Annotated in this window: 20 protein-coding genes; 10 read left to right on the top strand and 10 right to left on the bottom strand. The window is 62.8% G+C overall.

What is annotated here, in order from left to right:
• The first annotated feature begins 175 nt into the window (after positions 1-175).
• The 3 genes from HYH07_RS16185 (at position 176) to HYH07_RS16175 (ending at position 1,320) form a co-directional block, all read left to right on the top strand.
• Entirely contained in the window at positions 176-454 is a 279-nt protein-coding gene (locus HYH07_RS16185; RefSeq protein WP_220003405.1) for a hypothetical protein, read from the top strand.
• 179 nt (positions 455-633) lie between these two features.
• Positions 634-915 (top strand): hypothetical protein, encoded by a 282-nt coding sequence (locus tag HYH07_RS16180; RefSeq protein WP_228749583.1) that lies wholly within the window; start codon positions 634-636, stop codon positions 913-915.
• Positions 916-984: 69 nt separating this feature from the next.
• A complete protein-coding gene (locus tag HYH07_RS16175) occupies positions 985-1,320 on the top strand; it encodes a hypothetical protein (protein WP_220003404.1) in 336 nt (111 codons plus the stop codon).
• Between the two features lie 134 nt (positions 1,321-1,454).
• Here the strand turns inward: HYH07_RS16175 and HYH07_RS16170 are convergent, their stop codons facing one another.
• Positions 1,455-1,799, bottom strand: coding sequence for a multidrug efflux SMR transporter (locus tag HYH07_RS16170; RefSeq protein WP_220003403.1), 345 nt, complete (start codon positions 1,797-1,799; stop codon positions 1,455-1,457).
• A gap of 206 nt (positions 1,800-2,005) precedes the next feature.
• Positions 2,006-2,671, bottom strand: a complete 666-nt coding sequence (locus HYH07_RS16165; RefSeq protein WP_220003402.1) for an O-methyltransferase — start codon at positions 2,669-2,671, stop codon at positions 2,006-2,008.
• A gap of 97 nt (positions 2,672-2,768) precedes the next feature.
• Here HYH07_RS16165 and HYH07_RS16160 point away from each other — a divergent pair, with 97 nt between their 5' ends.
• Both HYH07_RS16160 and pdxY read left to right on the top strand, forming a co-directional pair.
• Positions 2,769-3,413 carry a TetR family transcriptional regulator gene (locus HYH07_RS16160; protein WP_220003401.1) on the top strand — a complete coding sequence of 215 codons (645 nt, stop codon included), beginning with the start codon at positions 2,769-2,771 and terminating at the stop codon, positions 3,411-3,413.
• Positions 3,414-3,465: 52 nt separating this feature from the next.
• Positions 3,466-4,278, top strand: a complete 813-nt coding sequence (pdxY, locus tag HYH07_RS16155) for a pyridoxal kinase (RefSeq protein ID WP_220003400.1) — start codon at positions 3,466-3,468, stop codon at positions 4,276-4,278.
• Positions 4,279-4,286: 8 nt separating this feature from the next.
• Here pdxY and HYH07_RS16150 read toward each other — a convergent pair whose 3' ends face one another.
• The gene (locus HYH07_RS16150) at positions 4,287-5,642 is read right to left on the bottom strand and encodes a hypothetical protein (RefSeq protein ID WP_220003399.1); all 1,356 of its coding nucleotides are present in this window, start codon (positions 5,640-5,642) and stop codon (positions 4,287-4,289) included.
• Between the two features lie 428 nt (positions 5,643-6,070).
• Here HYH07_RS16150 and HYH07_RS16145 point away from each other — a divergent pair, with 428 nt between their 5' ends.
• On the top strand, positions 6,071-6,217 hold the full coding sequence (locus tag HYH07_RS16145) for a hypothetical protein (RefSeq protein WP_220003398.1): 147 nt from the start codon (positions 6,071-6,073) through the stop codon (positions 6,215-6,217).
• 22 nt (positions 6,218-6,239) lie between these two features.
• On the opposite strand, the gene HYH07_RS16140 is transcribed toward HYH07_RS16145, so the two are convergent.
• Both HYH07_RS16140 and HYH07_RS16135 read right to left on the bottom strand, forming a co-directional pair.
• On the bottom strand, positions 6,240-6,509 hold the full coding sequence (locus HYH07_RS16140; RefSeq protein ID WP_220003397.1) for a hypothetical protein: 270 nt from the start codon (positions 6,507-6,509) through the stop codon (positions 6,240-6,242).
• A gap of 82 nt (positions 6,510-6,591) precedes the next feature.
• Positions 6,592-6,942 (bottom strand): zinc ribbon domain-containing protein YjdM, encoded by a 351-nt coding sequence (locus HYH07_RS16135; protein ID WP_220003396.1) that lies wholly within the window; start codon positions 6,940-6,942, stop codon positions 6,592-6,594.
• 333 nt (positions 6,943-7,275) lie between these two features.
• Between HYH07_RS16135 and HYH07_RS16130 the strand changes: the two genes are divergently transcribed.
• Positions 7,276-7,635, top strand: coding sequence for a cytochrome c (locus HYH07_RS16130; protein WP_220003395.1), 360 nt, complete (start codon positions 7,276-7,278; stop codon positions 7,633-7,635).
• 27 nt (positions 7,636-7,662) lie between these two features.
• Here the strand turns inward: HYH07_RS16130 and HYH07_RS16125 are convergent, their stop codons facing one another.
• Complete coding sequence (locus tag HYH07_RS16125) at positions 7,663-8,496, bottom strand: PhzF family phenazine biosynthesis protein (RefSeq protein WP_220003394.1); 834 nt, start codon at positions 8,494-8,496, stop codon at positions 7,663-7,665.
• A 202-nt stretch (positions 8,497-8,698) separates the two neighbouring features.
• On the opposite strand from HYH07_RS16125, the gene HYH07_RS16120 reads away from it, so the two are divergent.
• Together HYH07_RS16120 and HYH07_RS16115 are read left to right on the top strand one after the other, a co-directional pair.
• Positions 8,699-9,511 carry an FkbM family methyltransferase gene (locus HYH07_RS16120; protein WP_220003393.1) on the top strand — a complete coding sequence of 271 codons (813 nt, stop codon included), beginning with the start codon at positions 8,699-8,701 and terminating at the stop codon, positions 9,509-9,511.
• A gap of 220 nt (positions 9,512-9,731) precedes the next feature.
• Entirely contained in the window at positions 9,732-10,001 is a 270-nt protein-coding gene (locus HYH07_RS16115; protein ID WP_220003392.1) for a hypothetical protein, read from the top strand.
• Positions 10,002-10,180: 179 nt separating this feature from the next.
• Here HYH07_RS16115 and HYH07_RS16110 read toward each other — a convergent pair whose 3' ends face one another.
• Positions 10,181-10,681, bottom strand: a complete 501-nt coding sequence (locus tag HYH07_RS16110; RefSeq protein WP_220003391.1) for a ParB N-terminal domain-containing protein — start codon at positions 10,679-10,681, stop codon at positions 10,181-10,183.
• Positions 10,682-11,055: 374 nt separating this feature from the next.
• On the opposite strand from HYH07_RS16110, the gene HYH07_RS16105 reads away from it, so the two are divergent.
• Positions 11,056-11,349: an HdeA/HdeB family chaperone gene (locus HYH07_RS16105; protein WP_220003390.1), complete on the top strand. Its 294-nt coding sequence runs from the start codon at positions 11,056-11,058 to the stop codon at positions 11,347-11,349.
• A 686-nt stretch (positions 11,350-12,035) separates the two neighbouring features.
• Here the strand turns inward: HYH07_RS16105 and HYH07_RS16100 are convergent.
• The 3 genes from HYH07_RS16100 to HYH07_RS16090 all read right to left on the bottom strand — a co-directional run bounded on the left by HYH07_RS16100 (position 12,036) and on the right by HYH07_RS16090 (position 18,992).
• Positions 12,036-13,058 carry a hypothetical protein gene (locus HYH07_RS16100; RefSeq protein WP_312016675.1) on the bottom strand — a complete coding sequence of 341 codons (1,023 nt, stop codon included), beginning with the start codon at positions 13,056-13,058 and terminating at the stop codon, positions 12,036-12,038.
• A gap of 487 nt (positions 13,059-13,545) precedes the next feature.
• Positions 13,546-14,619, bottom strand: a complete 1,074-nt coding sequence (locus HYH07_RS16095) for a DUF2971 domain-containing protein (RefSeq protein WP_220003388.1) — start codon at positions 14,617-14,619, stop codon at positions 13,546-13,548.
• A 608-nt stretch (positions 14,620-15,227) separates the two neighbouring features.
• Positions 15,228-18,992 (bottom strand): vitamin B12-dependent ribonucleotide reductase, encoded by a 3,765-nt coding sequence (locus tag HYH07_RS16090; RefSeq protein ID WP_220003387.1) that lies wholly within the window; start codon positions 18,990-18,992, stop codon positions 15,228-15,230.
• Positions 18,993-19,052: the final 60 nt, after the last annotated feature.

Below are 19,052 nucleotides of genomic sequence, written 5' to 3'. Positions count from 1 at the left end.
GATCCGCTAGCGAGAGCCCGGCCTTCGTGCCGGGCTTTCTTTTTGGCGGGGCTCGGGTTCCGGCCGCGTACAATTTAAGAAAGTTCTTCGCCCACAGATTTCATTGATCGTAATATCTCTATTCAAAGCTGTAAGCGTCCACTCGGGGCAGCGGGGCTACGGGAGGATGATGACGATGAGACAGAACCAGGCGGAGTCGCGCCGCCAAAGTGTCGCGAAGCGGTCGATGACGAGAGAGGCCAAGCAACTGGCCGGCTTGATTGCCGGCTTGCGCGAATCCCTCGAGGGCATCCACAAGGAACGGGCGAGCGCAAAACTCTCCAGTGCCCAGATGGGTATGCTCGACGAGCGTCGCAACAATTTGCTGCTCACCATTGCGGCCCTGGACGACCGTCTATCGGCTGTGCAGGGTCTGATTGATCTTGGCCGGCCACATGTGATCCGCATCCACTAAGGCGGAGCCCGGGTTGCTATCGGTTCTGTCCTGGCGGCGATGGGCCGGAGCCCGGCTGGCGGCTTGGCACCTGCACGTCCGCAGGTGAGCCTTCGAACCAGCTTCTGGCAGGCAGAATCACATTCACGATGCAGCACATTACGAGGCGCCTCCGCTCGGCTCGAGCAGGGCGGCTCACAATGCTGCCGCGGATGGCACCAAATTGCCACGCTCCCGGCGAAATGCCGCCAAAGGCGGCTGCCACGACGAGATCGGGTGCGGGCAACGCTAGGGGATGCACATTGGCCTATAAAATGATCGCAGAACGCGAGAATGAGAAGTACAGTTTTGCCCGCGAGAGCCGATTGCTCATTGTGGCGAAGGCGAAGGTTTGGGCAAGCGAAGGGTGGCGCGTCGTCATCACCGATCAGGACGGCAAGGCCTACGCTCCGCCGGAGTTCGATCGATTGCTGGCGGCTTGACCACAGCACGGGCTGGGGACGACATTGAGATTGCTATTTCGACCGGGGCGCGAGGTCATCGCGCCTCTGATGATTCTTGGAATCTTTGCCGTGGCTGCCGCGGTGCTGATGACGCCGTTTGTCTCCGCGCAAAATCTCGACGCTGGCAAATCGCCCGAGAAGCTCTTCGCCGACGGCTGCGCGAACTGCCATCGCAGCCCCCGCGGGCTTGCCAAGGGGCGCTACACCCTGACGCTGTCCTGGTTCCTTCAAGATCATTATTCGGCCGGCCCGGATACGGCGAAGGCGCTCGCGGCCTATCTGGTATCAGTCGACACGCCGCCTCCGGGCCCTGCGGCGAAGCCCGGATCCAAGTCAGCAAAATCCAAACCGCGTCCGCCCAAGCCTGCTGTGCAGGGCCAATAGCCGCCTGACTACCGGCGCCGATAGGTCTGTGCGATCAGGCGGTCGTACACGGCGCGCAGATCGGCGTTGATGCGGGTCTGTCCGCCGCCGGCGTCACCAAGGGCGGGTTGTTTCACCATTTAGATTCGCCGGCATCAATGCGCCGTGGTCTGGGAGAACAGGTTGATGACGACGACGCCTGAGACGATCAGGGCGATGCCGACGAAGGCTGCAGCGTCCAGCATCTGGCGGAACAGCACGAACGAGACGGTGGCGGTCAGGATGATGCCGACCCCACCCCAGATCGCATAGGCGACGCTCAGGGGGATCACTCGGATCGCGACCGACAGCGCGTAGAACGAGGCGACGTAGAACAGCACCATTGCCAGTGTCGGCCACGACCGCGTGAACTGCGCGGACTGCTGCAAAAAGGCCGATGCCGTCACTTCGAACACGATGGCGAGGGCAAGCGCGGCATAGGAGGTGAAAGCGGACGTCATTGCGATCTCGAGCGTGCGCGGGAAAGATACCGCGCGATAGGTATGTTCAGCACGCGCAACATGGCTTTTGTGTCGAGAGCAGCTATCACGTGTGAATGACGAGCCTGCGACAAAGCGAAATCTGAAGGGCCGCGGCTGACAACACCAAGCCGCCGCGCGACGAATCGTACGGCGGCGCCGGGATGCGCGATATGTTCGATGCGGTTCTAAATGATCCGGACGGAGAGCTCGACATCCGCTGCGAAGGGCGTGGACATGTAGCCGCTGCCGGGCGCGCGCACGCGCGCCAAGTAGTCGGGGCTGTCGTCGGCATTGTCGGCCACGATGATCGCGCCCGGCCTCAAGCGATTCTCGACCAGATCGAGGATTTCTGGATAGAGCGCCTTGGCGCCGTCGAGCAGCACGAGATCGATCTGATCGGGTAGATCGACGCTCAGCGTCTTCAGCGCATCGCCTTCGCGGATTTCGACCAGATCAATCAGCCCGCCGTCGCTGAGATTGTCGCGAGCCCGCGTGGCCTTGGATGGTTCGAATTCGCTGGTGATGAGGCGTCCGCCACCATTGTCGCGCAAGGCTGCGGCCAAATGCAGGGCCGAGATGCCGAACGAGGTGCCGAATTCGACGATCGTCCTGGCGCGCGCGCTGCGCGCCAGCATGTACAGCAGGCTGCCCGTCTCGCGCGAGACGGCGAGTGGTGCGTCCTTCAGGCGGGCGTAGAGGTCGCGGTAACCCGTCTTGCTTCGCATCATCTTGACGCGTTCGGCGTCAGTCACATCGGCGAAGGCGGTTCGCAGGTCGCCGCGCGCTGCTTCGTCCTGGTCGAACAGACGATCCAGCAGCGGTGCCAGCGATATGATTGTCGGGGTGGTCATTTGGTATCTCCAGGTTCAGGGCAGAGCGCGTGCTTGCGTGCGAACTGAAATACGACTAATGCATCGCATTTCCTATTCGCATTCCCCTGGGAGCGTTATGGCCGATCGTCGAAGCCATTCAGTTTCCTCACGAAAACAGCCGCAACAGGCGCGCTCCAACGAGCTCGTTGCGGCGATTCTCGATGCCGCGGTTCAGGTTCTGGCGAAGGAGGGCGCACAGCGCTTCACCACCGCGCGGGTGGCTGACAGGGCCGGGGTGAGCGTTGGCTCGCTCTATCAATATTTTCCCAACAAGGCGGCGATCCTGTTCCGCCTGCAGAGCGACGAATGGCGCAGCACGAGCGAGCTTCTGCGCGGCATTTTGGCTGATGGGACGAGGCCGCCACCGGCGCGGCTGCGCGCGCTGGTGCATGCCTTCATTCGCTCGGAATGCGAGGAGGCCGCGATCCGCGGCGCGCTCAGCGATGCCGCGCCACTCTATCGCGATGCGCCCGAGGCGCAGGAAGCGCGCGCGGCGGGCAAGGGCATCGTCGCGGCCTTCATGCGCGACGCGCTGCCAAACGCGCCGGAGGCAACGCGCGAGCTCGCCGGGGAGCTGATCAAGACGACGCTGGCTGAGGTTGGCAAACGCTTCTCGGAGACATCGCGCAGTGAGGCGGAGATCATCCGTCACGCCGACGGGCTGGCCGACATGTTCTGCGCCTACCTCAACGAGCTGGCGCACCGCGGAGGTCATTCCTGACATCCGTGGGTGCACTTGCCACCTCAGGCTTTTGATCTTACGGAGCTCTTGCATGCTCGTCATTTCGATTCAAAGCCAGGTCGTCCACGGCCATGTCGGCAACAGCGCGGCGGTTCACGCCATGCAGGCCGAGGGCGTGAACGTCGCCGCGGTGCCAACGACGCTGCTCTCGAACCATCCGCGTTACCCGACCTTGCGCGGACGGGTACTCGACGCAGAGCTGGTCGCCGATCTGCTGAGGGGCGTCGAGGAACGAGGCCTGGTCGATGAGCCCGCCGTGCTCGTCACCGGCTATCTCGGCTCACCCGACAATGCCGTCGTCGTCGCCGATTTCGTCGAGCGGGCGCTGGCGCGCAATTCCAGGCTGGTCTATCTCTGCGATCCCGTGATCGGCGACGACGATCGCGTTTATGTGGCCGACGGAATCCTGGATGTGGTACAGCACCGCCTGGTGCCGGCGGCGCACCTGATCACGCCAAACCAGTTCGAGCTTGAGCTGCTCTCCGGCGTCAAGATTGCTGATACCGAGGGCCTGCGCGCCGCAGCGGCGGCGCTTGCGGGGCAACGCCGGATCGACGTCGTCGTCACCGGCTGCACGCTGGCGGACACGCAAGCGGGGCAGGTGGAGACGATCCTGTGTGCCGACGGGCAATTGTCGCGCTTTGCGACGCCGCGCCTGCCGATCCGTCCCTATGGCACCGGCGATCTCCTGACCGGCCTGATCGCGGCGCATCTTGCCAAGGGCAGGGCGATCGAGGCGGCGGTGCGGCTTGCGGTCGAAACTATTTTTGCCGTGCTCGTTCGTACGCAAGCGGCAGGATCGGCGGAGATGCGTCTCGTGCCGCTGCCCGCATCAGGCACTTAAGATCCGGATCAAGTCGTCCGCTTCCCGGCCGACTGCGCCGATTTTTGCGGTTTTGCAGCAGCCCTCTGCTCGCGTGCAGCCTGCGCCTTGGAGCGCTTGGCGCTCGCCACAACGCGCGCCTTTTTCGATTTGGTGTTGGCGGCTTCCTTGCGGTCGGTGGCGATGCCGCGCTTGGAGATATATTCCGGGCCATCGATCGGGCCGACATGCGGCGGATCGTGGTCGAGATAGGGCCGACCGATGCCGAGCGCCTTGCCGTTGGCGTCGACCCATTTCCACAGCACTTCCGTCGAGGCCCAACGCTGGGCGCGGTTGTTGCCCTTGGTGCTGACGATGTCTGCTGCGAGGCCGTGGCCGTAGCCACCGCGAAGGCTGCCGCCATGATAGGAGCGATTGGACGCCGCCTTCAGGCCGCTCGCAATCTCCTGGCGGTAATCGTCACGGAACGCGCTGGTGATCCCGGGCGACAGACCGGCAGCTTCCGCAGCAAGTAGCATGCGGAACAGCTTCTGCTTGAAGCTCTTGTCCATGCCGCCGATGACGTAATCCATCAGCGGCATCTTGGCGTGCTCGGCCGCCTTCGGATCCTTCCAGGTAAAATCCTCGTCGACGAGCTTCGTGAAGCTGCGCATCACGGTGACCATCTTGCCCCTGCGCTTGATGGTGACGGCACGGCGGTCCTCGACCTTGATCGAGTCTTCCTTCGGCGTGCGCTGGTAAAGCGCCCAGAGATAGCGGTCGATGCAGGCGTCCATCGAGAAGCATTCGTCGAGCACGGCCACCGTGTCGGCAGACGGCGAGGCCTTGCTCTCGGCCACGGGCCCGCTCGCGATCGCGGCGGGCGACAGCGTCTCTTGCGGCACGACGTCGCCGGGATCGGCGGAGGCGACCTTGATTGCGGGCTCGGCCGCGGGTGCAACCTCATTCGCGGCGGACGCGGCATCGTTGGTGACGGCCGCAGTTTCGTTGATGACGGCCGCAGCTTCGTTCGCGAGGGGGGCTGGTTCGGGCGCGATCTGCGGCGCGGGCGAGGCTGCAGGCAAGACCTCGGTCGGATCGGCCGAGGCGAGTTGGACGGCGGGGGCGGGTGCTTCGGGCGGTGGCGGTTCGACGATCGCCAGGCGCGGTGTGGCAGCCGCGGCGATGTCGGCGGTCAGCGCGATACCATCGTCGATCGTTGCGGCACGCGGGATGTCAGCAAGCTCGAGGCGGGTGAGATCTTTCGCGTGAACAACGGCGGCTGCATTGGCGCCACTGTTCTCGATCAAGGCGGGCGCATAAGCAGAAAGGGAGAGCGCCAGCCAGCCAACCATCACGGCCGAGGGGCACGCAACAGCCACGAGAAGAGACTGCCGATCATTCATGATCCCTGCCTCCGAGGTTCGCGAACGAACCAGATTGCATAGCCAAGTAGGCGGCGGTCAATTGTTTGAGAGATGATGTGGCAGCGCAATGGCCCAAATCTCCCAAATCAGGCTTTTCAAGCCGGTGTTGCGCAAATGCAACTCGGGTTCCCCGAGGTTCCCGTGGCGCCGGGGGCGGGAAAACCGGGGAGGGCGACGTTGAAGCAGGCGTTACCGCCTCGGCAGTATCGCATGTCCGTTTCGCCTGACGTTGCGTCTCGATGCGCTGACTGAGAATTCCTCCGCGCAAAAATGTCTGGTCGCGCGCGACTTGTGTACCGCGGTTCAAAACGAGTGTGATCTGCTTAATAGTTGTTTTGCTGATCGCGGCGCTTGATGCGCGCGCCGCATATTGGCGGCCAAGAATCTTTTTTCATAATGGAGCCGTCATGCCCGTTGCGCAGAAAGTCGTTGTTGCCGCCACCTCGCCGCGTGAGTTCATTGTCCGGCATCTCGCGATGTTCGCAGCCGCCGCGCTGTTCGTGTTCGTGCTCAGCCTGAGCTACGGGCTCGATCTCAGCCCCGGCTTCTTCTGAGCGCAAGTCGACGACAGGCGCGTCAGAGCCAGTCTTTCACCCGGGGAAAGCAGGCCTGCTTGCGCGGGCTCCAGACATAGTCCGGTCCGCCGCAGGGCGGGCGTGGGCGCGTCGTGACAGGACATTCATTCCGGACCCGCGCGCCGGTCTCCCAGCCATCGACGACGCAGGCGCCGAACATGCTGGTGTGGCAGCCGGGACCGCAGAGGCCATCGGCGTTGGCTGCGGTGACCGCGCCAAGCAGCAGCACTTGTGCCGCAGATGTCAGCAGGATTCGTCGAAAGATTGTCATGATGCGCTCCTCCGCCAGGCGGGCGGAGCTTAGCATCAAATCCGCCGGCCGAGAACGGCAGCGGGGCGGGGCGGGCTCCGCCTCAGGCCTTCTTCACGAACTCCGACTTCAGGTTCATGGCGCCGATGCCGTCGATCTTGCAGGCGATGTTGTGGCCGTCGGTGGCGTCCTGCAGACGGATGTTGCGGACCTTGGTGCCGCCCTTGACGACCGAGGACGAGCCCTTGACCTTGAGGTCCTTCATCACGATGACGCTGTCGCCATCGGCCAGAACATTGCCATGGGCGTCGCGCACGCCGGCCTCGACAGGCGCATCCGCGGTGGCGCCGGGAAGCGCGCTCCATTCATGGCCGCACTCCGGGCAGATCCAGAGATCGCGATCCTGATAGGCGTGTTCGGAGCGGCAGGCGGGGCAGTGTGTCGAGGAGGTCATGGGCAGGCTCTTGGCGGGGAATCGGGTCTGATGTCTTGATGCAGGTCAATTTTCGCGAAAACAACCCCATGCACAGTAGAAACGACTGCGACTTTTCCGATTTCGGTAATGCAGAATATTTGTTGATCCGTCGGGCAAAACAGGCGTAGGATGGCAGAATGGGCAGGTGCGACGGCGCGGCGCCCGGTAGCCCGGATTGCGCGCAGCCCATCTCTTCCTGCGGGCATGGCCCCGGCCAGCTGAGGCAGATCACCAGTTGAGGCAGATCAAATGTCCTGCGCGCGGGCCGCCTTACGCTGATGAAATCACCGCAGCGAAGGCGAGGCCGGAGCGATGTCGCGCAGCGTTCGAATTTACGTTGGTCTTGCCGTCCTGATCGCTTTGTCGGTGCTGTTTCTCCTTGGCGTCGTCCACACCGCGGCTGGCGCATCCGCCCTTTCCCCGCGCAAAGTTGCCGAAGGACATCGCCTGGCGCAGGCCTGGTGCCAGACGTGCCACGCCATCGAGCCTGACATGTCCGGGTTCTTCGACCTGGCGCCGAGCTTCCAGGCCGTCGCCGACCGTCACGGCACCACCGCGCTTTCGCTCAAGGTGTTCTGGCGCACCAGCCATCACGACATGCCGAACCTGGTGATCGCGCCCGATCAGGCCGACGTGCTCTCCGAGTATATCTTGAGCCTGAAACGCAATTGACGCGCCGGGTCGCGGAGAACTTTTCTATCAGCCCTCCATGAACCGCGCCGTGCCGGACACCCGGATCGAGCTGCCTTTGGACGGGCCGATCTCGGCGCGGATCCGCGAGCGCGCGCCCATGTCTTCGCCCTGGATGATGTCGATGGCGCCGCCATGCGGCCAGCCGATGTCGCGCAGATAGCCGGCGAACGCGGCGGCGGCCGCGCCCGTGGCGGGATCTTCGACCACGCCGCCGACGGCAAAGGCATTGCGCACGTGGAACAGGCGCGGCGTCTCCACGGTCACCAGCGCGATGGTGATGAGGCCTTCCCGCGCCATCAGCGCGCGGCCGCGCTCGAAATCATAGGCCATGCGCGCCAGCGCTTGGCGCGATCGCAACGCCAGCAGGGCATGATCGGCGCCGCCGTGGATTTTTGCCGGCGGAAGCTTTGGGTCGAGATCGGAACTTGCGTAGCCGAACAGGTCGAGCAGTTCATCGCGCAAGCCGGGATCGAGCGGCGCGCTGCGCGTCGGCGGCGATTGCAGCGCGGCCGCGATGGTGTTGCCGTCGCGCCGGCCCGACACGGAGATGACTGAAGCATTCAGATGCAATTCGAACGTCCGGTCACCGAAGCGATGGGCAAGCGCGGCGCCGAGCGCGATGGTGGCGTGGCCGCAGAACGGCACCTCCATGTCAGGCGAGAAATAGCGGACGCGCCAGGCTTCGCCTTCCGGCGCGGCAAAGGCCGTCTCGGAGAAGCCGATTTCGGCCGCGATCGCCTGCATGTCAGCCGCATCGGGCAGGGCATCGCCGATCCAGACGCCGGCGGGATTGCCGCCCTTGATACCGTCGGAGAAGGCGGAGATGCGAAGGACTGTCATGAGGCGATTCCTGGCGGTTTCGTAGGGTGGGCAAAGCGGAAGCGTGCCCACGCATCTGATGTGACCGAGAGAGATGGTGGGCACGGCGCGTTGCGCCTTTGCCCACCCTACGGCACTACGCCCGCAACTGCTATCGGGGCAAGCCTCGCATAAGCCGGCCTTGCGATAACGGCATCCGCACTCATCTTGAGGAGATTCTGCAATGCCGATCGCGGGGCAAAAGCTGGCCTTTGTCATGGCCTCGTCCAACCACGGCACCATGATCGTCAACCGGTTCGACTACCGCATGGTCGGGCCTGACCGCGGTTACGGCGTCGGCTATCAGATCCTGGAAGCGGCGGCGTTCGATCCCGGCGAGGTCAAGATCGCGCTGGAGCTTCTGGCCTTACGGCGCAAGCACCATGGCGACGGCCTCATCGCCATCGACTGCGGCGCCAATATCGGCGTGCACACGATCGAATGGGCATCAGCGATGACCGGCTGGGGCTCGGTGATCGCGATCGAGGCGCAGGAGCGGATCTACTACGCGCTGGCCGGCAACATCGCCATCAACAACTGCTTCAATGCGCTGGCGGTGCATGCGGCCGTGTCGTCGGAGGCAGGCACGATGCAGGTGCCGAACCCGAACTATTTCACGCCGTCGAGCTTCGGCAGCCTGGAGCTGCGCCCGCGCCCCAGCAATGAATTCATCGGTCAGCAGATCGACTACACCGATAACACGGTCCTCGTGCGCAAGATGACGCTGGACGAGCTCAATTTGCCGCGGGTCGATTTCATCAAGATCGACATCGAGGGCATGGAGATGGAGGCGCTCGCCGGGGCGCGCGAGACCATCAGGGCCTATCGCCCGATTCTGCTGATCGAGAAGATCAAGACGGATCTGAGGCAGCTCGAGCAATGGCTCGTGGACGTCGGCTACCAGCTGATGACGCTCGGCATCAACATTCTCGCGATCCATGAGAGCGATCCGTGCCTGAAGGAGATCAATGCCAGCCCGCAAACGCGCGCGGCTTAGGGGAAAAGGAGCTAGTCGAGCTGTCGTAGGGTGGGCAAAGCGTCCGCCTGAGCTCGCAGAGCGTAGGCGGACGCGTGCCCACGCACTTGATGTGACGGAGAGAGATCGTGGGTACGGCGCAAGGGCGCCTTCCAACCCTACGGCACTTCGTTCAGCCGCGATGAATTGACTTGCCTTGGCTGGCGTCCTTGCGCACTCTTGCCGCAACGGAGGCCAACGCATGAAAATCAAGACTGTCGCCTGTGCACTCGGAACGTCCCTGGTGCTGCTCGGGTCGCCTGCTGCTGAAGCCCGCACGCGGAAGGTCGTCGTCGTTCCGCAGGAGCGGCTCGTTGTCACGGCGCCTGTGCTACGGCCGACGCCGTGGGATTACAATGTCGTGCCACGCTATCGCTACCGGCCCGAAGACGACAAGGTCGATCCTTACGGCCCGCCGTTTGTGCCGTCCTATGTTCGCTACGAGGGGTGGCGCTGGCCATATTGGTGGTAGGCCGCCGCGCGAACAGTCTCGTAGGGTGGGCAAAGCAACCGGGTCGCGCGAATGCGCGCCCGATGACAGGCTCCGCGTGCCCACGAACTGCTTGTAACCGAGAGACCGTGGGCACGGCGCTTTGCGCCTTTGCCCACCCTACGGCACCGGATGGATTGGCTGACAAGAGCGGCCGGCCATCAATAGCGGCCGCCGCTGCTCTTTTGCTGCGTGATCCAGTCCGACAATGTTTTCGGTGGTGATTTCGCAGTCCGGCTGGGTGCTTTCGCAGTATCCCGGACGCCGTTGGTCGGACGGGCGCGCGGCGCTTCCGTTTCATGGACGCGCTTCGACGCTTCCGCAGCCTCCCGCTCGAGGCGCAGCTGCTTCAATCGCGCCATCTTGAGGCGTTCTGCCTCGACTTCGGGTCGTTCGGACAACAGCTTTCTGTGTTGCGCCAGCTCGGGGGGAACCACGACACCGAGGATGGTGGTCTCGCCGAGCGCCTTGCAGGCCTCCAGCCGATGCAATCCCTCGACCAGGACGAGGCGGTCTCCCTCGCTCCGGACCGAGATCGGGGCCTGCTGCCCGATATCCAACATGCTTTCCGCGATCTCTGCGACGACCTCGGGCTTGATCTCTTTCTTCCGTTTCGTCGGAACGAAGATTTTCTCGATCGGGAAGCTTTCCGGCTTGGACATAGCTTCTCCTCCGCGCGTCTGACCGGTTCCGTTGCAAGTCCGGTGGGATGGGAGTTGTAGAGGTGAAACGTGCGGTCGCAAAGGCTTTTCGACAGGCGGGGCTGCAGGAATAGCACGCGCGAACTTCGTGCGCGGTGACGGCGTGTAGGGTGGGGTTAGCCCCGCGATTGCGCGAAGCGCAGATCGCGCGGCGTAACCCACCAATCCTGTCTCTGCGGGGAATAAAGAGGTGGGTTACGCCGAGCAGAAGCGCTGCGCGCATCTGCAGGGCTAACCCACCCTACGCGCTTCGCTGAAGGATGGCTCGTTGATCTGAATCAAGACGATGGCGGGACAGGACGTGAACCTCGCGGCATCAGTCGAGAGGAGAGATCATGTTTTTGTCAAAAGCGACCTTCGCCGCAATTCCAACCGTGGTCCTGATGGTCGCGCAGGCCGATGCCCAGGTGACGATCGATGTTTCCAAGATCAGCTGCGATCAATATCTCACCCAGCGCATCACCCATACGCGGACCGTGAACGTCTGGCTGGCCGGCTTCGACGCGGGTCGCCAGAACAACCCGGTCGTCGACGTGCAGGCCGTGGAGCGAAACGGCAACAAGCTCGCGCGGTTCTGCGAATCTCATCGCGATATGCCGCTGATGGACGCGGTTGGGGCTGCGAAATAGGAGAGAGTGTCGCATCGCGCCGACGGGAGCCGCTTCGTTCAACCGCGCCGCAAAAAAGTCGCACCGCAGATGTGAATTACGCCACAGACGGCGGCCGTCCAGTCTGTTTATCTGCCGCCAACAGGCCTCTCATGCGCGCATTTGGCATTGCGCACCTGACGCCATCGCATTTCGAAATTTTGGGGTGATCGCTATGGGCGTTTTTTATCGCACGGCCATGCTTTGCAGCTGGTTCATCGAGTCCACCATGAGCGGGTGTACCGAGAGATTTCGCGTGCGCTGAACAAAGCGCACAGAGATTTTCCCGAGGGCCCCGCCGGTGACGGACGGGGCTTTTTCATATTTGCAATTTGCCCACGTCCGCCCGGCGGAGCCTTCGCGAGAAGGAGGCAGGGTCATGTGGGAGTATTTTGGACCCGATTTCGCTTTCGACGTCGTCAAAGGGGTGGTCGCCGGGATGGCCTCAATAGCCTTTCAGGTCGTGGCCCCGCGGACCTTTCGTGCCGCCAAGCAGTTTCGCGCGCGCTGGGTTACGAGAAGGGCGGCGAGGCGGGCTGCACGACAGGCGCGTCGAGATGTGGTGGCGAATGATGAGGGGTGAGGAGCAGAAAGCCCGGGTGGAGCGTGAGCGACATCCGGGCTGTACGGCGTTCTCGCCGCCGTGCGCAATCACGCGCCCTGCGGGCTCACCAATACGGATCGCCGTAGTCCATATAGGGCGGGGGCATCCAGGGTCCTCGCGGCGGAGGCCTCGGCCGCCGGGGTGGCGCAGCTTGCACGTGCGGACGTGCAGGTGCAGCCGCCTCGTTGTTCATCACGCTCCGCATGGCGGGTTTCGTGGGTGCAGATGCGGATGAAGACGTCACTTGCGTTTGCAGCTGCGTTTGTAGCGCCTGGACCTGCGCAGCGAGGCGCGCATTTTCAGCCGCGTCCTTCTCCTGCGCCGCCTTGAGCTGCTGAATGGTGTCGGCCTGCTCGCGCAGCGCCTGCTCGTTGCGGCTCCTCAGTTGCTCGAGCTTTCCATTGATGCTCGCAAGCTCGCCTGTGATGGTCTTGAGCGATTGCGCGAGATCGGACGACGACTGGTCAGGCGCTGTGGTGCCGGTTTTTGAAGCGTCAGGACTTTGAGCTTCAGGTCTTGAAGCGCTTTCCGTTTCCTTGCCGACCGGCGGCGCGGGGATCGAAGTCGGATGATCCGCAGCAGCCAGTAGCACGGCCGGCGGCTGCGCCGGACTTTCAACCGCGGCTGCCTGCTGGGGCTGGCTTGTGGCTGGCGGAACCCACCGCGCCACGATCGACTTGCTGATCGATTTGGCCTCATCGCGATACTGCGAAGCGAAGGCGGCACCGAGGATGCCGATCGCGAGCACGAGGCCAACCAAAGCACGCAGCATCGGCCGATCTCCCTTCAGGCCGCGCGCGCGAACGTTGCTGTCGGTCGCCCCGTACTTGGGAGCCACGTACTGGGAAGTCTCGGCCGCTTTCGCACCGGCACTTACCGGCGAGGCTCGCGGATCGTCGTGTTCCATTCCCGAAACCAGCCGGTCCAGCCGCGCAAGATCTTCCCCCGCGCTCTTGATCTGATCAAAGGCCCGCGCCAGCCCATCGGCACGCGCCTCGTTCGGCTTGGGGGCGTCAGGCTTTTGGGTCTCAGTTTTTTCGCTGTCAGGCTTTTCGCTGTCAGGCTTGGGGTCGTCAGCTTCAGGCACCGATGCGCGCTCCATCCAGTCGGGTCAATGGGAGTGCGGCAGTCCGATCGCTGCAAGGATAGGCCTCGCCGTCGTCCAACACAACGCGCGGGCAAAGGAGAAATTATGGCGGGGCGGAGGTGGGTCGGGGCCCAACGGCGAACTGTAGCGCGTAGGGTGGGTCAGCCGAAGGCGTTACCCACCAGCTTTGATCCGCTCGGAAAGCAAAGAGGTGGGTTACGCTGCGCTAACCCTCCCTACAGGCTGCTTCGTGGGAACGAAGATCTTCTCGATCGAGAAGCTTTCCGGTTTGGGCATCACTCGACTCCGTTCTACCGGGCCCGTCCGAATTCACGCAGGTGGTGTCGGGAGTTTAGCGCGTAGGGTGGGTTAGCGAAGGCGTAACCCACCACAACTTTGACCCGCTCGGAAAGTAAGAGGTGGGTTACGCTGTGCTAACCCGCCCTACGGGCTAACCCACCCTACGCGCTGTCGCCGTAGTGACCCGCTAGAATCTAAGAGCCGTATCAGATTTAACGACCTGAACATCAAACCCGTGTTTCTCCAACAATATCTCGGCCGCGAGCATCTGATTTTCTTGATCGCGATGTGGACCCACAATGATCTTCTTGATGGGAAGAGGATTTTTGAGATCCTTGAATAGTCGTATGAACGGGACCATGCTGCCTGCCCATCCCTCGCGGAAGGAGATTTCCTTCCAAGGTCGCTTGTCGTTGGTGCTGGCGACAAGTTTCGCCGATCGCGTTGGGAGCGCAACGATGCGGTATTCATTCTCTTCGGCGAAGCGGGGGCTCTTCAAAAACGGTACCGCTTGGACAAAAGCCTCGATATACGATTCGAGATCACGGTCCCCAAGAAGCTGGCTGACTTCCGGCCGCGCAGCTAGATTCGGAGCGCTCTCCCGAAAGGCAACTCTTAATGCGGCCGCAGCCAAGCCTGCAAACCGATCGATCTTGGCGGCTTTCGGATGATCGTGGTACTCGACTTGCCTGGTTATGAGGCCCTGATACGAGTGGGCGTTTGTCTCCTCCAGAATTAAGTCGTCCAGTTGGCTTTCATCAAATTCGATTGCAAAGCCCCCTTTGGCGTAGCCGCGCCACTGACTTAGCAGCCCATGATCACACTCCGGTGCACCCACGGCGTGTCGGCAGAACGACGTAATGTGAATCGGTGAGCTACGATCAACAGCCCTTAGGATAGCTGACGTCGCCTTCTCCGCCTCGGTTGTCAATGCGTCGCCTCGCAAGGCGTATTGAATTTCTGGCTGAAAGGCACCGCATTCCATCAACCTGGGAATGAGCTCTCTGAAGTCGGCCTCAATTTGCGGTGTCAAAAGGCGACTGAGCAGTTGGCATTCCGTCGTATCGTTCAGAAAACTTGCGTGTGTGGCCCAAAGAGATTTTGTCTCAATGATGCCAATCAGGCCTGAAGCAGTAGTGTAGTGAAAAAGCGAGAAATTGTCGTCTCGCGTTCGCTGCGGCGGCTGCTCAAAGGCTCTGTTAGGAGGGGCCTGATGAACCGCGCGACTTAAGCGTGGTCGCTTTTTTCTATTCTTACTCATTCTTCCCCGGAGTTGACACAATCAGTGAGTCGATAAGAGGATGGTGCAACCTTGGCGTCAATTCGAATGAAGGCGCCCGCAGCAGGTAGGTCAGATTGGTCCCTGCGAAGCCGATCGATTTCACTGCGGTAGCGCAAGTGTTGCTTCGCGTGTCAGAACTCAAAGAGAAGTCAAAATAAAGAAGCAGAAGTCCACGAATGGACTTCTGCCCTATCTTTACGTCAGGGCTTTGATGATCGCTGCGACTCCGAAGAGGCACAGCGCAACATTCACCCTGACTTCGATGATGATCTGAGGTTTTCGCATTGGAAAGCCCTCGGATCACGCCGGCGCAATCCGTTAGGGTTGCGTCTCACGTCCCATCGAACGAATAAGCCGTCGTTCACGGGTGCATCGGCCCACCTCTGACGTTCTAGAACCGTCGTCGGTAGCCCCGAGCCGCCCCGAGGGGCGCCGCTATATCTCTGGAAGCTCAGATCTACCAGACTTTGGCGGCGGGTCGGGTCTCGGGATGCGACGTATCCATTCGAATGGCTGCTTTGCGAAGGCAGTTTCGTTTGGGGTCGCAGTTCTGTGGTCCTATCTCCTTACGTCGTCGTATCGAAAGCTCACGAACACCCCGTCGTGCTTCCGCAAGTATCGCACTTCATGCAGGTCCCATTCCGCACCAGCGTGAAGTTGCCGCACTCTGAGCACATCTCGCCCTCATAGCCCTTCGCCTTGGCTTCTGCTCGGCGCTCGGCCTTCGTCGGGGCGGCGGTCGCGGCGCTGCCGGCCTTGCTCCATTGCAGGGCCTCGAGCTTCTCGGTGGGCGAGAGGTCGTGGCTGGCTTCCTGCTTCAGGGCGACGGCGCCTTCGATGGCGTCGCCGACGCGGGAGGCGCCGTGGGCCAGCGCCGTGATCTTGCTGCCGCCTGACGGAGCGCTGTCGTTGCCTTGGGCGATCGCGGCGCTGCCGCCGCGCATCACGACCAAGTTGTCGGTCCGCGAGCGGGTGAGGCCGCGCGAGACCAGCTTGGTGGCGTGGTGACCGCCGTCCTCGTCCGGCTCCTTGCCTTCCTCGACGCCCTTGCCGAGCGCGTCAAAGCCGGTCTCGTTGGGATCGACATGGGCGAGGTCGAAGCGGCTGAGATAGCTCACCGCGAGCTCGCGGAAGACGTAGTCGAGGATCGAAGTCGCGTATTTGATGCTGTCGTTGCCCTGCACGGGGCCCGCCGGCTCGAAGCGGGTGAAGGTGAAGGCGTCGACATATTCATCGAGCGGCACGCCGTATTGCAGACCGAGGGAGACCGCGATCGCAAAATTGTTGATGAAGGAGCGGAGCGCGGCGCCTTCCTTGTGCATGTCGATGAAGATCTCGCCGAGGCGGCCGTCGTCATATTCGCCGGTGCGCAAGTACACCTTGTGGCCGCCGACAACCGCCTTCTGGGTGTAGCCCTTGCGGCGATCAGGCATCTTCTCGCGCTCGCGCATCACGATGATGCGCTCGACCAGCTTCTCGACGATCTTCTCCGAGACCTGGGCGGCGCGCGCCGCCATCGGCTTCTCGTAGAGATGGTCGACCGCATCGTCCTCGTCCTCGTCATCGCTGATGAGCTGCGAGTTGAGCGGCTGGGAGAGCTTGGAGCCGTCGCGATAGAGCGCGTTGGCTTTCAATGCGAGCTTCCACGACAGCATGTAGGCGGACTTGCAGTCCTCCACCGTGGCGTCGTTCGGCATGTTGATGGTCTTGGAGATCGCACCCGAGATGAAGGGCTGGGCCGCCGCCATCATGCGGATGTGGCTCTCGACCGACAGATAGCGCTTGCCGATCTTGCCGCAGGGATTGGCGCAGTCGAACACCGGATAGTGCTCGGCCTTGAGGTGCGGGGCACCTTCCACCGTCATCGCGCCGCAGATGTGGACGTTGGCCGCCTCGATCTCGCGCTTGGTGAAGCCGACGGCCTGGAGCAGGTCGAAGCCGGGGGCTGCGATCGCCTCGGCGCCGATGCCGAGCTGGTCGCGGATGAAGTCCTCGCCAAAGGTCCACTTGTTGAAGGCGAACTTGATGTCGAAGGCGGTCGGCAGCGCCTTTTCGACCTTGGCGATGGCTTCATCGGTGAAGCCCTTAGCCTTCAGCGTCGAGGCGTTGATGCCGGGCGAATTCGACAGCGAGCCATGGCCGACGGCGTAGGCTTCGATCTCCGCGATCTCGCTCTCGCGATAGCCGAGCGCGCGCAGCGCCGCGGGCACCGCTCGGTTGATGATCTTGAAGTAGCCGCCGCCGGCGAGCTTCTTGAACTTCACCAGCGCGAAGTCGGGTTCGATCCCTGTGGTGTCGCAATCCATGACCAGGCCGATCGTGCCGGTGGGCGCGATCACAGTGGTCTGGGCGTTGCGATAGCCGTTGATTTCGCCGAGCTCGAGCGCCGCATCCCAGGCCGCCTTGGCATGGGCGACGATGTCTTGTTGCGGGCAGGAGGCGTGGTCGAGCGGCACCGGGTTGACGCTGAGCGCCTCATAGCCGCTGGCCTCGCCATGCGCGGCGCGGCGGTGGTTGCGGATGACGCGCAGCATGTGCTGGGCGTTCTTCTTGTAGCCGGGGAAGGTGCCGAGCTCGGCCGCCATCTCCGCGGAGGTCTTGTAGGTGATACCGGTCATGACAGCGGTCAGCGCGCCGCAGAGCGCACGGCCTTCCTTGCTGTCATAGGACAGGCCCATGGTCATCAGCAGGCCGCCGATATTGGCGTAGCCGAGGCCGAGCGTGCGGAACTCGTAGGAGAGCTCGGCGATCGCCTTCGACGGGAACTGCGCCATCATCACGGAGATTTCGAGCACGATGGTCCAGAGCTGGCAGAGATGCTCGTAGCCCTTCACGTCGAACTGCTTGGTCTCGGTGTTGTAGAACGTCAGCAGGTTGGCGGAGGCCAGGTTGCACGCCGTGTCGTCCAGGAACATGTATTCCGAGCACGGATTGGAGGCGCGGATGTCGCCTGACGCCTTGCAGGTGTGCCAGTCGTTCATGGTGGTGTTGAAGTGCAGGCCCGGGTCGGCCGACGCCCAGGCGGCGTAGCCGATCTTTTCCCAGAGGTCGCGCGCCTTCAGCGTCTTCGTCACCTTCCTGGAGGTGCGAGCATTCAGATTCCAGTCGCCGTCGGTTTCCACCGCGCGCAGGAAATCGTCCTTCAGCGAGACCGAGTTGTTGGAGTTCTGGCCTGACACCGTGAGGTAGGCTTCGCTATCCCAGTCGGTGTCGTAGGTGTCGAACTGGATGTCCTTGTAGCCTTGCTTGGCGAACTGGATGACGCGCTTGATGTAATTGTCAGGCACGAGGCTGCGGCGAGCCAATTTGATCTCGCGGCGGAGCGCCGGGTTCTTCTCGGGGTCGAAGCAATCGTCGCCCGAGCCTTCGCAGTTGACGCAGGCCTTCAGCACCGCCTTGAGGTGCTTCTGGTTGATCTTGGAGCCGGTGACCAGCGCAGCAACCTTCTGCTCCTCCTTCACCTTCCAGTCGATATAGGTCTCGATATCGGGGTGATCGACGTCGACGACGACCATCTTGGCGGCTCTGCGCGTCGTGCCGCCGCTCTTGATGGCGCCGGCGGCGCGGTCACCGATCTTGAGGAAGCTCATCAGGCCGGACGAGCGGCCGCCACCGGACAGCTTCTCGCCTTCGCCGCGCAGGCGGGAGAAGTTGGAGCCGGTGCCGGAGCCGTATTTGAACAGGCGGGCTTCGCGGACCCAGAGGTCCATGATGCCGCCTTCGTTGACGAGGTCGTCACCGACGCCCTGGATGAAGCAGGCGTGCGGCTGCGGATGCTCATAGGCCGACTTGGACTTGGTCAGCTTAGCCGTGAAGGGGTCGACGTAGTAATGGCCCTGGCCGGGGCCGTCGATGCCATAGGCCCAGTGCAGACCGGTGTTGAACCATTGCGGCGAGTTCGGCGCGACCATCTGCATGGCGAGCATGTAGCGGAGCTCGTCGTAGAAGGCCTGGGCGTCCTCGTCGGAGGAGAAATAGCCGCCCTTCCAGCCCCAATAGGTCCAGCAGCCGGCGAGGCGGTCGAACACCTGCTTTGACGAGAGCTCGCTGACATAGCGCTCCTTCTCGGGGAGAGCCGCCAGCGCCTCGGTGTCGGGCACGGAGCGCCACAGGAAGGAGGGGACGGATTCCTCCTCGACCTTCTTCAGGCGCGCGGCAACGCCGGCTTTGCGGAAATATTTCTGGGCGAGCACGTCGGAGGCGACCTGCGACCATGCGGCCGGGACCTCAACGCCGTCCATTTTGAACACGACCGAGCCGTCGGGATTCCTGATCTCCGAGGTGGTGAGGCGGAATTCGATTCCCGCATAAGGTGATTGTCCCGAGATGGTGTGGCGCCGCTCAATCCGCATGGTCTTGCCCCGTCCTTAATCTTGAGCCGGATCCGCCTCTCGTTGAAGGCGTCCGGCTCG

This window comes from Bradyrhizobium sp. BR 10261 (assembly GCF_019455395.1).
In the GTDB taxonomy this organism is placed as follows: Bacteria; Pseudomonadota; Alphaproteobacteria; order Rhizobiales; family Xanthobacteraceae; genus Bradyrhizobium; species Bradyrhizobium manausense.
The sequence above is the reverse complement of the archived record's forward strand: the minus strand, read 5'-3'. Positions and strand labels throughout refer to the sequence as shown.